Origin of the sequence: Lysobacter sp. ISL-50, assembly GCF_018612875.1 — a bacterium.
Lineage (GTDB): Bacteria > Pseudomonadota > Gammaproteobacteria > Xanthomonadales > Xanthomonadaceae > Lysobacter.
Genome location: NZ_JAGGRI010000020.1, coordinates 306,000 through 319,173, shown reverse-complemented (window position 1 = coordinate 319,173; position 13,174 = coordinate 306,000). Strand labels below are relative to the sequence as shown.

General features: G+C 68.5%; 10 protein-coding genes. 2 read left to right on the top strand and 8 right to left on the bottom strand.

Annotation, left to right across the window (positions count from 1 at the left end; translation table 11 throughout):
* Positions 1–67: 67 nt before the first annotated feature.
* From J7J50_RS13660 to J7J50_RS13635, 6 genes are all read right to left on the bottom strand, one after another.
* On the bottom strand, positions 68–2,830 hold the full coding sequence (locus tag J7J50_RS13660) for a nitrate reductase (RefSeq protein WP_215058665.1): 2,763 nt from the start codon (positions 2,828–2,830) through the stop codon (positions 68–70).
* Positions 2,830–3,162 (bottom strand): nitrite reductase small subunit NirD, encoded by a 333-nt coding sequence (gene nirD / locus J7J50_RS13655; protein ID WP_215058664.1) that lies wholly within the window; start codon positions 3,160–3,162, stop codon positions 2,830–2,832. The genes J7J50_RS13660 and nirD overlap by 1 nt, the downstream gene beginning before the upstream one ends.
* A 14-nt stretch (positions 3,163–3,176) precedes the next feature.
* Positions 3,177–5,633: a nitrite reductase large subunit NirB gene (nirB, locus tag J7J50_RS13650; RefSeq protein WP_215058663.1), complete on the bottom strand. Its 2,457-nt coding sequence runs from the start codon at positions 5,631–5,633 to the stop codon at positions 3,177–3,179.
* A gap of 26 nt (positions 5,634–5,659) precedes the next feature.
* The gene (locus tag J7J50_RS13645) at positions 5,660–6,829 is read right to left on the bottom strand and encodes a nitrate/nitrite transporter (RefSeq protein WP_215058739.1); all 1,170 of its coding nucleotides are present in this window, start codon (positions 6,827–6,829) and stop codon (positions 5,660–5,662) included.
* Between the two features lie 426 nt (positions 6,830–7,255).
* The gene (locus J7J50_RS13640) at positions 7,256–8,329 is read right to left on the bottom strand and encodes a CmpA/NrtA family ABC transporter substrate-binding protein (protein WP_215058662.1); all 1,074 of its coding nucleotides are present in this window, start codon (positions 8,327–8,329) and stop codon (positions 7,256–7,258) included.
* 20 nt (positions 8,330–8,349) lie between these two features.
* A complete protein-coding gene (locus J7J50_RS13635; RefSeq protein WP_215058661.1) occupies positions 8,350–8,925 on the bottom strand; it encodes an ANTAR domain-containing protein in 576 nt (191 codons plus the stop codon).
* Positions 8,926–9,016: 91 nt separating this feature from the next.
* On the opposite strand from J7J50_RS13635, the gene J7J50_RS13630 reads away from it, so the two are divergent.
* On the top strand, positions 9,017–10,030 hold the full coding sequence (locus tag J7J50_RS13630) for an NAD(P)-dependent oxidoreductase (RefSeq protein WP_215058660.1): 1,014 nt from the start codon (positions 9,017–9,019) through the stop codon (positions 10,028–10,030).
* On the top strand, positions 10,027–10,788 hold the full coding sequence (locus J7J50_RS13625) for a class I SAM-dependent methyltransferase (protein WP_215058659.1): 762 nt from the start codon (positions 10,027–10,029) through the stop codon (positions 10,786–10,788). Before J7J50_RS13630 ends, J7J50_RS13625 begins: the two co-directional genes overlap by 4 nt.
* Before the next feature lie 62 nt (positions 10,789–10,850).
* On the opposite strand, the gene J7J50_RS24830 is transcribed toward J7J50_RS13625, so the two are convergent.
* Positions 10,851–12,536 carry an MltA domain-containing protein gene (locus J7J50_RS24830; RefSeq protein ID WP_251044087.1) on the bottom strand — a complete coding sequence of 562 codons (1,686 nt, stop codon included), beginning with the start codon at positions 12,534–12,536 and terminating at the stop codon, positions 10,851–10,853.
* 22 nt (positions 12,537–12,558) lie between these two features.
* Positions 12,559–13,119 carry an OmpA family protein gene (locus J7J50_RS13615; RefSeq protein WP_215058658.1) on the bottom strand — a complete coding sequence of 187 codons (561 nt, stop codon included), beginning with the start codon at positions 13,117–13,119 and terminating at the stop codon, positions 12,559–12,561.
* Positions 13,120–13,174 lie beyond the last annotated feature (55 nt).

Below are 13,174 nucleotides of genomic sequence, written 5' to 3'. Positions count from 1 at the left end.
GCAGTGCCGCGATCGGCCGGGCGGGCGTCGCGCGGCGATAGTTCGTCGTCGTTCGTCATCGATGGCCTCATGCACGTTGCGGTTGCCGGCACAGTTGCGCCAGTTGCGGAAGACAGGAGCCGCAGACGGTGCCGCAGCCCAGACGTTGCTGGAGTTCGCGCACGCCGGCACCTTGCGCCACCTGTTCACGGATGGCCGTTTCGCCGACGTGCATGCAGTTGCACACCAACGCGTCGCGCAGGCCGTGGCCGGATTGCGCGAACACGGCCAGACCGGAGCCATGCCAGGCGCGGCCGGACAGCGCGCGTTCCAGCAAGGTTTCCTCGATGCGATGCGGTTGCGTGTCGCTCAACAGGACACCGTCGATATGGCGCTCGCCGGCATCGGCGCGCCATATCACGCGCTTGAGCAGGTCGCGCCGCGCGTCGCGGTATTCCACCGCGTCGGCGCCCGGCAACAGCGTGAGCGCCTGGGTGAGCGCATCCAGCCAGGCGTCGGCCGGCGCCTGCGCGTGCGCGGCCCGCAAGGTCAGCCAGGCGATGTCGTCGCCGGCGCCGGGCTCGGCCGCGAAACTGAGTTCGGCGAACGCGCATTCCTGCAACAGCGGCTGCACCGCTGCCTGCAGACTCAATACGTCGCCACGCCGCGCCGCCAACAGATGCCAGCCGAACTCGGCTTTCTCCACGCGCACCGCGGCATGCTTCAGCTCCGGCTGCTGCGAGCGCGCGTCCACCGCCGGCTGGGTGAGTTCGTTGATGCCGCCGCTGGACAGGAACTGGCCGCTCCAGTGCATGGCGGCGAATACCGTGCCGGAGGCGAGTTCGTCGGACAGCTGCAGCGCAAGCACCAGTTCGCCGCGCTTGCCGGTGACGCGGACCAGCTCGCCTTCGGCCAGCCCTCGCCGCGCCGCGTCCTGCGGATGCATGCGCAGGCCCGGTCTGGGGCTGTGCGCGAACAAGCCGGGTACGCGACCGGTGCGCGACATGCCGTGCCATTGATCGCGCAGGCGCCCAGTCAGCAGCCGCAGCGGATAGTGCGCCGAAATCGCTTCGGCGACGGGCCGGTACGGCGTCGGGTGAAAGCGGGCGCGGCCGTCGGCAGTGGCGAAGACGCCATCGGTGTAGCGGCGGGCTTGCCCCTGCGCGGCGTCCGCCGGGAACGGCCATTGCTGCGGCCCGTCGGCTTCCAGCCGCGCGTAATCCAGGCCGCCGATGTCGAGGTCGCGACCGACGGTGAGGCGCCGGTGTTCGTCGAAGATCGCCGCGGTCGATTCGAACGCGAACAGCGGCGCCGCGCCCGGCGGCGCCAGACGCGCTTCGAGACGGCGCGCGACTTCATTCGCTATCCACCAATCGGGTTTGGCCTCGCCCGGCGCGGCCACCGCGGCGCGCACCCGCGAGATGCGGCGCTCGGAATTGGTCACCGTGCCTTCTTTCTCGCCCCAGGTGGCGGCGGGCAACAACACGTCGGCATAAGGCACGGTGTCGGTGTTGGCGAACGCTTCCTGCACGATCACCAGTTCGGCGCGTTGCAAGGCTTCGCGCACGTGACCGATGTCGGGCATCGAATGCACGGGGTTGGTGCAGGCGATCCAGACGGCCTTGACCTTGCCGCTGCGCAGCGCATCGAACAAGGCGACCGCGGGCAGGCCGGGTCGGGCCGACAAGGCGTGCGCGGGCAGGCCCCACAAGCGCTCGACCTGCGCGCGATCCTCGGCGACGTCGATGTCGCGATGCGCGGCGAGCATGGTCGCCATGCCGCCGACTTCGCGACCGCCCATCGCGTTGGGCTGCCCGGTCAGCGAGAACGGCCCGGCGCCGGGCCTGCCGATCTGCCCGGTCGCCAGATGCAGGTGAATCAGCGCCAGGTTCTTGTCGGTGCCGTGCACGGACTGGTTCAAACCCATGCAATACAGCGACAGCGTCGCCGGACTGCGGCCGAACCATTCCGCCGCCTGGATCAGATCGGCGACCTCGATGCCGCACAATTCCGCGGCCATGCGCGGGGTGTATTCGCGCAGCAGCGATTTGAGTTCGCCGAATCCGCTGGTGTGGCGGGCGATGAAGGCCGGGTCGATCAGGTCTTCCCACAGCAGGTGATGCAGCATGCCGTTGAACAAGGCCACGTCGGTGCCCGGCTGGATCGCCAGATGCAGGTCGGCCATCGCCGCGGTGTCGGTGCGGCGCGGATCGATCACGATCCAGCGTATCTGCGGATCGTCGCGGCGCGCGTCTTCCAACCGGCGCAGCAGCACCGGATGCGCATAGGCCATGTTGCTGCCGGCGAACAGCACGGTCTTCGCCAACTCCAGGTCTTCGTAGCAGGTGGGCGGGCCGTCCGCGCCGAAGGCCAGCTTGTAGCCGGCGACCGCGCTCGACATGCACAGGCGCGAATTGGTGTCGATGTTGTTGGTGCCGAGCAATCCCTTGGCGAGCTTGTTGAAGACGTAGTAGTCCTCGGTCAGCAGTTGCCCGGACAAATAGAACGCCACCGCGTCCGGACCGTGCTGGTGGACGATGTCGGCGAGGCGATCGGCGACGGTGTCCAGCGCCACCGCCCAGTCGACGCGGCGGCGCGCCTGCTGGCGATGCGCGCGCAGTTCCGGCGCCAGCAGCCGGCCCTGCGCGCTGCGCGCGGTCTGGGCCAACGTGCGGCCCTTGGTGCACAGGCGGCCGTGGTTGGCCGGATGTGCCGGGTCGCCTTCGACGCCGACGATGCGGCTGCCGGCCGCGTCGCGCTCGGTTTCGATCAGCACGCCGCAGCCCACGCCGCAGTAACAGCAGGTGGAGCGGGTGCGCGTGCGCGGCAGGGGCGCGGCGGAGCCGTCCATCAGCCGTCGCCTTCGAGCGCGAGCCAGACATCGCCGTGCTCCACGCGCACCTGGAACCGCCGCGCGCAGCCCACGTCCGGCGCCTGCGCTTCGCCGCTGCCCAGGGCGATGTTCCAGCCGTGCAGCGGACAGGTCACGGTGTCGCCGGCGACGATGCCCTGCGACAGCGCGCCGCCCTTGTGCGGGCAACGGTCGCGCAGCGCGAACACGCGATCCTCGCCGGTGCGGAACAGCGCGATGTCGTCGGCGCCGTCGCGTTTGAGCACGCGCGCGCCGAGCGCGGGGATGTCGTCCAGCCCGCACACGCGCAGCCAGGTGAGGGAGCGTTGCATGACGGCGTCCATGCTCAGTTCTCCTGCCCGGCCAGCTGCGCGGGCATGCGCAGCGGCTCGTACTCTCGCGGCCGGCGGTCCTCGCGCACGCGCGCCTCCCACGGGTCGATCAATCCGTCCAGCGCGTACAGCAGGCGCTCGTACAGCGTCTTGCGGTCGGCGGCGTCGTCGACCACGCGCCGGCGGATGTAGTCCAGGCCGACGCGTTCGATGTAGTGCACGGTGCGATCCAGGTAATACGCTTCCTCGCGATACAACTGCAGGAAGGCGCCGGTGTATTCGCGCACCTGTTCGGCGGTCTTGACCTTGGCCAGGAACTTGGCGACTTCGGTCTTGATGCCGCCGTTGCCGCCGACGTGGATCTCCCAGCCCGAATCGACCGCGATGATGCCCACGTCCTTGATGCCGGACTCGGCGCAGTTGCGCGGGCAGCCGGAGACCGCCAGCTTGACCTTGTGCGGACTCCACATGTTGGCGAGCATGGTTTCCAGATCGATGCCCATCTGCGTGCTGTTCTGCGTGCCGAAGCGGCAGAACTCGCTGCCGACGCAGGTCTTCACCGTGCGGATCGACTTGCCGTAGGCGTGGCCGGACTTCATGCCCAGGTCGCGCCAGACATCGACCAGGTCTTCTTTCTTCACCCCGAGCAGATCGATGCGCTGGCCGCCGGTGATCTTGACCATCGGCACGGCGTACTTGTCGGCCACGTGGGCGATGCGCCGCAGTTCGTCGGCGTTGGTCACGCCGCCCTTGATCTGCGGAATCACCGAGAAGGTGCCGTCCTTCTGGATGTTGGCGTGAGCGCGTTCGTTGATGAAGCGCGACTGCGGATCGTCCGCGGCCTCGCGCGGCCAGGTCGAGATCAGGTAGTAGTTGATCGCCGGGCGGCAGGTCGCGCAGCCGTTGGGCGTGCGCCATTCCATGAACTCGTAGGCCTGGCGGTGCGAGAGCAGGCGGTGTTCGCGGATCGCCTTGCGCACGTCGGCGTGGGTATGCGAGGTGCAGCCGCATACCGCCTTGGTCTTGGGCGTTTCCTGGAAATTCGAGCCCAGGCAGTTCATCAGGATCTGCTCGACCAGCCCGGTGCACGAGCCGCAGGAACTGGAAGCCTTGGTGTGCTTCTTCACCTCGTCGATGGTGAACAGCCCCTGCTCGTTGATCGCCTTGACGATCGCGCCCTTGCGCACGCCGTTGCAGCCGCATACTTCGTCGGCGTCGGCCATCGTCACCGCGCGGTTCTGGCCGGCGGTGCCGGAGTCGCCGATGGCTTTCTCGCCGAACATCAGCCGATCGCGCAGGCCGTCGATGCGGCCGCCGTCCTTGAGCAGCTTGAAGTACCAGCCGCCGTCGCCGGTATCGCCGTAGAGGCAGGCGCCGACCAGTTTGTCGTCCTTGATCACCAGTTTCTTGTAGACGCCGCCGGCCGGGTCGGACAGCACGATCTCCTCGCTGCCGTCGCCGCCCATGAAATCGCCGGCGGAAAACAGATCGATGCCGGTGACCTTGAGCTTGGTCGAGGACACCGAGCCGCCATAGATGCCGATGCCGTAGTGGGCGAGATGATTGGCGCAGACCTTGGCCTGTTCGAACAGCGGCGCGACCAGCCCGTAGGTGATGCCGCGGTGCGAAGCGCATTCGCCGACCGCGTAGACGCGCGGGTCGAAGGTCTGCAGCGAGTCGTTGACCATGACGCCGCGGTTGCAATAGATGCCGGCCGCCTGCGCCAGTTGCGCGTTGGGACGGATGCCGATCGCCATGACCACCAGATCGGCGGGTGTTTCGCTGCCGTCGGAGAACCTGACCGCGCGCACTTCGCCGCGGTCGTTGCCGAGCAGTTCCGTGGTCGAGGTGCCCAGGCGGAATTTCAGGCCGCGCTCGCACAGCGAGTTCTCCAGCAGCCGCCCGGCGGCGGGATCGAGCTGGCGTTCCAGCAGCCAGCCGGCCAGATGCACCACGGTCACATCCATGCCGCGCTGTTTCAGGCCATTGGCCGCTTCCAGTCCGAGCAGGCCGCCGCCGATCACCACCGCGTGCTTCTTTACCTTGGCCGCTTCGATCATGGCGCGGGTGTCGTGGATGTTGCGGTAGCTGATGACGCCGTGCAGGTCCTTGCCCGGGATCGGCAGCACGATCGGCAGCGAGCCGGTCGCCAGCAGCAAGCGGTCGTATTCCGCCTGCGTGCCGTCGGCGGCGATGACGCGCCGGTGCACCCGGTCGATCCGTTCCACTTCCTTGCCCAGATGCAGTTCGATGCCGTGCTCGGCGTACCAGGCCATGGGGTTGAGCACGATCTCGTCGAAATTCTGCTCGCCGGCCAGCACCGGCGAGAGCAGGATGCGGTTGTAGTTCGGATAGGGCTCGGCGCCGAACACGGTGATGTCGTACATGTCCGGAACCAGCTTCAACAGCTCCTCCAGCGTGCGCATGCCCGCCATGCCGTTGCCGATCACCACCAGTCTGGGTTTCTTCATCGCTGTGTCTCCGTCATCGACCGCACTCAAACACGCGCGGCGCTGAGCGCCGCCCACTGGTGGCGCCACTGCTTGCTCAGGTTCGACAGCAGGCCCCAGGCGAGCAGCGCGCAGCCGGCGAACGCCCACAGGCCCAGCGCATAACTGCCGGTGTGCTGCTTGAGCACGCCCAGGCCGGCGGCGAGCACGAAACCGCCGATGCCGCCGGCCATGCCGATCAGTCCGGTCATCAGGCCGATATCGGCGCCGAAGCGTTGCGGCACCAGTTGGAACACCGCGCCGTTGCCGGCGCCCAGGCAGAGCAGGGTGGCGACGAACAAGGTCACCGTCATCGTCGCGCCGCCGACGCCCTGTCCGGCCGCGGCGACCAGCACCGCCACCGACAGATACACCGCGAGCAGGGTGCGCGTGCCGCCGATGCGATCGGCGATCACGCCGCCCAGCGGTCGCATCGCCGAGCCGGCCAGCACGCAGGCGGCGGTCGCCCAGCCGGCGATCTTGGGATCGAAGCCGAACTGATCGTGGAAATAGCCGGGCAAGGCGCTGGCGAAACCGGCGAAGCCGCCGAAGGTGATCGAGTAGAAAAACATGAACCACCACGAATCGCGGTTGCCTACCAGCACGCGGCCGTAGTCGCTGAAACGTTTGCGTTCGATTTCGACCGGCGCGTCCCGGGCGCAGGCGAAGAACACGATCATCACCAGCGCCAGCGGCAGGCAGGCCAGACCGAACACCGCTTCGTAGCCGAACGCCGCGGCCAGCACCGGTGCGAACAGCGCGGCCAGCACCGTGCCCGAGTTGCCGGCGCCGGCGATGCCGAGCGCGGTGCCCTGGTGCTCGGGCGGATACCAGCGCGAAGCCAGCGGCAGCGCCACCGAGAACGACGCGCCGGCGATGCCGAGCAGCGCGCCCAGCAACAGCACCTGGGCGAAGGAATGCACGCCGACCCACCACGCCGCCAGCAGGGTGAGCACGACCGCGCCCTGCGCGAGCAGCCCGGTGCGCCTGGCGCCGATGGCATCGGCCAGCATGCCCAGGAACAAGCGCAATATCGCCCCGCACAGGATCGGCACGGCCACCATCAACGCGCGTTGCTGCGTATCCAGTTGCAGGGCCTGCGCGATCTGCACCTGCAGCGGGCCCAGCAGATACCACACCATGAAGCTCAGATCGAAATACAGAAACGCCGATAACAGCGTGGGCGTGTGTCCGGCCTGCCAGAAGGATCGATTCACCTGCGCGATCTCCGAATGGAACGCCGCCCGATGCCGGTAAGACCGGCAGGGATGCGATGAGAGGGGAGGGGAAAACGAAAAACGGCGCCCTCCGGTCCTGTTCGAACCGGGTAGACGCCGTTGTCTTGGCTGGACGGACCGCCGTTGATCCGCCTGCCGGAGTCGCTCATCGCAGGTGCACGTGGGCACCCATCAAAGGGCTACGCAATCATCGTGCCAAGTGGGTGCACCGATTTCGTGCGAATGGAATCATCCATCGATTCATGCGCTTATGTGCGAACCCGATGCGCCGACGATCATGCGGATACTCGCGAAATCCGAAGGTAGCACCAAACAAGCGCGCCAACGCTCCATTTTGGTGCGCGCACGGCACGGCGATGCGCGCGATCAGGACGCCTCGTCGAACAGCCGGTTGACGCGGCTGTCGCCATCGGGAAACGGCACGCCGATCCGCTGCGCCGCCTGGCGATAGCTGTCGATGCGGTGCACGCGGCGGATCAATGCCGCGTCCTCGCCGTCGGGCGCCGGCGGCAGCCAGCCCCAGCGGCGGAACTGCGCCAGGAACCACAAGCCATCGGAGCGCCAGGGGAAATTCGCCTGACCGTCGGCATGGAAACGCAACTGCGTTTCGCCGTCGCCGTCGACGGGCACAAGACAGGCTTCGATGTCGCGCGCGGGCAAAGCGATCACCTGAGAGTCCGCGAGCCATCGCGCGGCTTCGCGCCGATGCCGCACGTCGGCGTCGAGCCAGCGGCACGCATCCAGCACGGTCGCGGTCAGCGCGATCGCGGCGTCGGGTTGCAGCGCGGCGAATTCGCGGCGGCAGGCCAGGACTTTTTCCGGATGCCCCGGCCAGATCGTCCCGCTGCGAATCACCCGCCGGCCCACGCCCGCCAGCTCGGCCTGCATCGACCAGGGCTCGCCGGCGCAATAACCGTCCAGTTCGCCTCGCGCCAGGGCCTCGGGCATCTGCGTCGGCGGCAGGGTCAGGATGCGGATCTCGCGCATCGGATCGATGCCCTGCGCCGCCAGCCAGTAGTACAGCCACATGGCGTGAGTGCCGGTGGGGAAGGTCTGCGCGAACACCGCCGGCCGCCGCAGCGAGGCGAGCGCATCGCGCAACGATCCGCCTTGTTCGAGCGATCGCGCCAGTGGCGAGGACAACGTGATCGCCTGGCCGTTCTGGTTGAGCGTAGACAGGATCGCCAGTTCGCCCTTCGGCCCGCCGATGCCGGTTTCCACGCCGTAGACCAGGCCGGCGAGGGCGTGCGCGGCGTCCAGTTCGCCCGACAGCAGGCGGTCGCGCACCGCCGCCCACGAGGCCTGACGCTGCAACTGCAGGCGCAGGCCGTAACGGCGATCCAGGCCGAGGCGGACCGCGGCCACCAGCGGCGCGCAGTCGACCAAAGGCAGGTAGCCCAGGCGCAATGGACGGTCTGATGCGGCGGCGGGTGCGGTCATCTCGGCCTCATTCCAGCGGGTTATCCCAGTAAATCGGCCATGGCGATGATCTGGCGGGCGACGTCCACCAGCTTCGTCCCGTTCTTCATGGCCTGTTGGCGCAGCGCGGCGTAGGCGTCGGCTTCGGCCATGCCGCGTTTTTCCATCAGCAGGCCCTTGGCGCGATCGATGAGCTTGCGGTCGAGCAATTGCTGCTGCACCTCGTCGAGGCGGCGGCGGATGTGCGACTGATGCTCGAAGCGGGCCAGCGCGACCTGGATGATCGGCGCCAGCCGCGTCGGCGACAGGCCGTCCACGACGTAGGCGGTGACCCCCGCGCCGACCGCGGCGCGGATCAGCTGCTCGTTGCCGTCGGCCGAGAACATCACCACCGGCCGCGGCGCGTGCTCGTGCATCAGGGCCAACTGTTCCAGCGTGTCGCGCGAAGGCGAGTCGATGTCGAGAATGACCACGTCGGGTTGTTGCGACTCCACCGCCTTGAGCAGGGCGCCGATCGCGACGACTTCTTCCAGCACTTCATGGCCGGCGCCGAGCAACGCGTCGCGCAGCTCGCCGATCGGCTTTTCGGTATCGTTGACCAACAAGATGCGAGGCATACCGGTCGAAGCCCCTGGGTGTGTTGACGCGCCGTTAACCTCATGTTGCCATGCAACATAACAGGCCGCGAGCCCCCTTGGAGGAATCCGCATGGCGCTCTTTCCGTTGCTCGCCGATCTTTCCGGCCGGCCCGTGCTGGTCGTGGGCGGCGGGGAGGTGGCCGTGCGCAAGATCGAGGCGCTGCTACGTGCGGGCGCGCGAGTGCGCGTGTACGCGAGGGCGCTCGATCCGCTGCTGCAAGGCTGGCTGGAGCAGGGCCGGCTGACCCGCCTGGACGGCGAGTTCGATCCCGCCTGGCTCGACGGCGTCTGGCTGCTGGTGGCCGCCACCGACGACCATGCCTTCAACGCGCGCCTGGCCGGGCAGGCGCGAGCGCGCGGGCTGTGGGCCAACATCGTCGACGACGCGCAGCTGTCCAGCGTGCAGATCCCGGCCGTGGTCGACCGCGCGCCGGTGCAGGTGGCGATCTCATCCGGCGGCGCCGCGCCGATGCTGGCCCGGCGCATCCGCGAACGCCTGGAAATCGAACTCGATCATTCCCTCGGCGACTTCGCGAGCCTGTTCGCGCGGCATCGCGACGCCATCCGCGAACGATTCCCGGCCTTGCCGCAGCGCCGGCGCTGGTTCGACCGGGTCATCGACGGGCCGGTGTCGGTGCTGTTGCGCAGCGGCCGGCGCGAGGACGCCGAGCGTGCCTTTATCGAGGCCCTGCAAAGCGATCGCGACGACGACAACGCTGGCAGCGTCGCCCTGGTCGGCACCGGCGACGGCGATCCCGGCGCGCTGACGCTGAAAGCCTTGCGCGTGCTGAACCAGGCGGACGTGCTGGTCTGCGACCCGGCGCTGCCCGCCGCGGTGATCGATATGGCGCGCCGCGACGCGACCCGGCTGACCGCGCCGCAAGACCGCGATGCGCTACTGGAGTTGCTGGTCCGTCACGCCGGCAATGGAATGCGCGTGGCGTACCTCAAGGGCGGCGATGCGTTTCGTAGGGCGCCGGACCAGGGGCTGCTCGCGATGCTGCAGCGGCGGGATGTCGTTTGCGAAGTGCTGGCGGGGGTTTCCCCGATCGAAGCGGCGGCGGTCTTGGAGCCTTGCGAATGATCGATTACGACCTGGAGTTGCGGCATCACAACGATGTCCTGCGGATCGCGTACGCGATTCGCGCCTCGGATCGGGTTGTGGATGTCGGCTGCGGGACCGGGCAGACCACGCGCGATGCGGCGCGACTGGCGACGGCGGGAACGGTGCTCGGGATCGATCGGTCCGCGGAGATGATCGAACGCGCAAGGGCGCTCACCTCGGCGGCGCATATCGGCAACGTCGAATACGTTTGCGCGAACGCGGAAGAACAGGAACTGCCGCGCGAGCGTTTCGATGTGGCGATCAGCCGCTTCGGCACGATGTTCTTCAGCCGGCCGGTGGCGGCTTTCGCCCAACTACGAAGCGCGCTGCGTGCGCAGGGGCGGCTGGTGATGATGGTTTGGCAGTCGCGCGATCGCAACGAATGGGCCACGTCCATCGAACGCGCCCTCGCATCCGACGAAGCGAGCGCCTCGGCCGAGCCGCAAGCCTTCTCGCTGGGCGCAACGGACGTCGCAGAACGCATTCTCGATTCCGCCGGCTTCCTCGCGCCGAGGTTCGAGGAGGTGCGGGCGCCGGTCTTCTACGGGCGCGATGTCGATGCGGCGTTCGAATTCGTGTCCGAATTCTCTACGGTGCGAGAGCGGATCGCAGGCCTCGACAGTGGCCCGCGCGCGCATGCGGTGGATCGTCTGCGCGATCTGCTGGCCCGGCACCAGGCGGCCGACGGCGTATGGTTCGACTCGCGCGCCTGGATCGTCACCGCGCATCGCGAATGACTGATCCGGCGATGCCCGATAAATAGTCGTCCGCGTACCCGGACGACGCGCCCGGCCGCGGCTCAATCCTCGACGCACAAATCCGGATCGTCGATCACGCAATCGGGCAGTTGCGCTGAATTGCGCAGCGATCGCAGGGTGGGGCCGGCGTTCTGCGCCGCGCTGACGACCTGGCTCTTCGGCAGCAGCAACCACATCTGCGCCACTTCGTTGGTCGCCAACGCGAGCCGCCCGGCGCTGTCGCCGAAGCCCCAGAACAGGTCGCCGCGCACGCTGCCGCGGATCGCGCCGCCGGTGTCCTGCGCGAACATCAGCCGCCGCAGCGGACCGCTGCCGGCCGGTTCCTTGGTCGAAATAAAGACCGGTGACCCCAGCGGCGTGGAGCGCGGGTCCACCGCTAGCGAACGTCCGGCCGTCAATGGCACGCCGAGCGCGCCGATGGGGCCTTCCGGGCCGTCGCCGCTGCTGCGGAAGAAGACGTAGCTCGGGTCTGGAATGTTGGTCAACGCGGGCGCGCCGATCGCGGACACCGGCAGCGTGGGGCGCGCGCTCGCCGGCTTGGCCGACGCGGAGGCGACGCTGGGCGGATTCGCGCGGGGCGCGGCGGTTCCGCCGCCTTTGAGCGCGGCGATCAGCGCGGCGACATCGGCGCTGTTGCTGATGGCTTTGGGTTTGACGCGCACCGCGGAGCCTTGGTTCGGCGGCGGCCGCGCGGCGGATGCGGCGCCCGGTTTGCCGTTGCCCTGGAACAACGCGATCAGGCGCGCGACTTCGTCGTTGACCGGAGCCGATACGGCGGGATCGGCGCGCGATCCACCGGCGCTGCCGCCGACGTTGAGTCCGCGAATCTTGATCGCGGTCAGGACGGTGGAGGCGTCGATGCCGCGGGTGATGTTGGGCAGGAACGGATGGCCGTTCTGTTCGGCATACGAGACGCGGATCAGGGTGCCGTCCTCGACCCGGATCTTGCCCGAGCCCTGGATCTGCATCGAGTACAGGCGGTCGGCCGCGGCCACCCAGGCCAATACCGGCGCCTGCAGCGAGCGCAGCTCGATGTCCTGGCGCGACCAGTACGGTTTGATCCGGTCGCCGTCGATGCGCACGCGCATGCGTTTGTCGCGGATGCCGACCGAGAAATCGTCCAGCGCCAGCGTGTACTCGCGCGCGCCGGCGCTGCCGGGCGAGGCCGGCACCAGCCGTTGTCCTTGCTTGCGCAGCCATTGCCTGGCGCCGCCGGCGCGCGTGGCGGCGTCCAGCAGCAACAGGTCTTGCGGCATGCCGTACACCGGGAAGCGGAACGTCTCGTCGCGACTGCGCCGGCCTTCCAGCAAGGGTTCGAAATAGCCGGTGATGAGGCCGTCGGGCTGGCGCGCCGGCGACATCATCCGGTAGACGTGGAAGTTGCTTTCGAAGAACGCGCGCAATGCCGCGTCGCTGCCGGTGTCCACGCGGTCGAACGCCGCGCAGACCGTGCTCCATCCTTGCTTGCGCCGCAACGCATCACAGCTCTCGCGCATGCCGTTCGCGCTTTCGTGCAGGGCGTCGTTGTCCCAGCCCGGCACGTCCGCGAAACGCACGGGCTCGAACGCCGCGTGGCGGGTGGCGAAGGGCTGGCCCAGGACGGCCTCGGGCGCGGCCTCCTGGGCCATGACGCAAACGCCCGCCTGCGCGGCCAGCAACGCAGCGGCCAGCGCGGCGGATGCGCCGGCACGGCGAACGAAAACGCGAAGGGAAGGGGAGCGGTCCATGAGCAGGTATCCCGGGTCTGGATCAGCCGCTGGCCTGTACTTCCACGCGGCGGTTTTCCGCGGCGTAGGGATCGTCGCCGTTGAGCAGCTGACTCTTGCCGCGGCCGGCGGTTTCGAGCCGGTCCGCCGGCACGCCGTCGCGGATCAGCGAACGCTTGACCGAAGCCGCGCGTCGCTCGGACAGGCGCTGGTTGTACTGCGCCGAACCCTTGCCGTCGGTATGCCCGACGATCAGGAAGTGGCGCGAAGCGAGTTCCGGCGATTGCATCGCCTGCGCCAGGTTCGCCATCGTCGTCTGCGAACTGGCCGACACCGCGTCGGAGTTGAAATCGAACTGGATCTGCATCGAGATCGACGCGGTTTTCGGCGCGGTCGTCGTCGCGGTCGCGGTGACCGCCGCGCCGGGGCGCAAGGCGCGCGTGCCGCTGGTGGGCGTGGTGTCCTTGCCGCTGCCCAGGTTCTTGATGATGTCGTCCACCGCCGGCGGTTTGTCGCCGTAGTGGGTCTGCGCCACGGCGAATGCCGTGCCCAGCGACAGCGCCGATGCCAGGGCGATGCGTGCGAATACGAGTTTTCGATTCATGACTTTCTCCGGTGTCGACGCCGTCCCAATGGCGGGTGCGGCCTTACGCGAGGAG

Bases quoted from the DNA above. Each gene is read 5' to 3' on its own strand.
- J7J50_RS13615 (WP_215058658.1), bottom strand. From the start codon at position 13,119: ATGAATCGAAAACTCGTATTCGCACGCATCGCCCTGGCATCGGCGCTG.
- nirB (WP_215058663.1), bottom strand. From the start codon at position 5,633: ATGAAGAAACCCAGACTGGTGGTGATCGGCAACGGCATGGCGGGCATG.
- J7J50_RS13635 (WP_215058661.1), bottom strand. From the start codon at position 8,925: ATGCCTCGCATCTTGTTGGTCAACGATACCGAAAAGCCGATCGGCGAG.
- J7J50_RS13625 (WP_215058659.1), top strand. From the start codon at position 10,027: ATGATCGATTACGACCTGGAGTTGCGGCATCACAACGATGTCCTGCGG.
- J7J50_RS24830 (WP_251044087.1), bottom strand. From the start codon at position 12,536: ATGGACCGCTCCCCTTCCCTTCGCGTTTTCGTTCGCCGTGCCGGCGCA.
- J7J50_RS13630 (WP_215058660.1), top strand. From the start codon at position 9,017: ATGGCGCTCTTTCCGTTGCTCGCCGATCTTTCCGGCCGGCCCGTGCTG.
- J7J50_RS13660 (WP_215058665.1), bottom strand. From the start codon at position 2,830: ATGGACGGCTCCGCCGCGCCCCTGCCGCGCACGCGCACCCGCTCCACC.
- nirD (WP_215058664.1), bottom strand. From the start codon at position 3,162: ATGCAACGCTCCCTCACCTGGCTGCGCGTGTGCGGGCTGGACGACATC.
- J7J50_RS13640 (WP_215058662.1), bottom strand. From the start codon at position 8,329: ATGACCGCACCCGCCGCCGCATCAGACCGTCCATTGCGCCTGGGCTAC.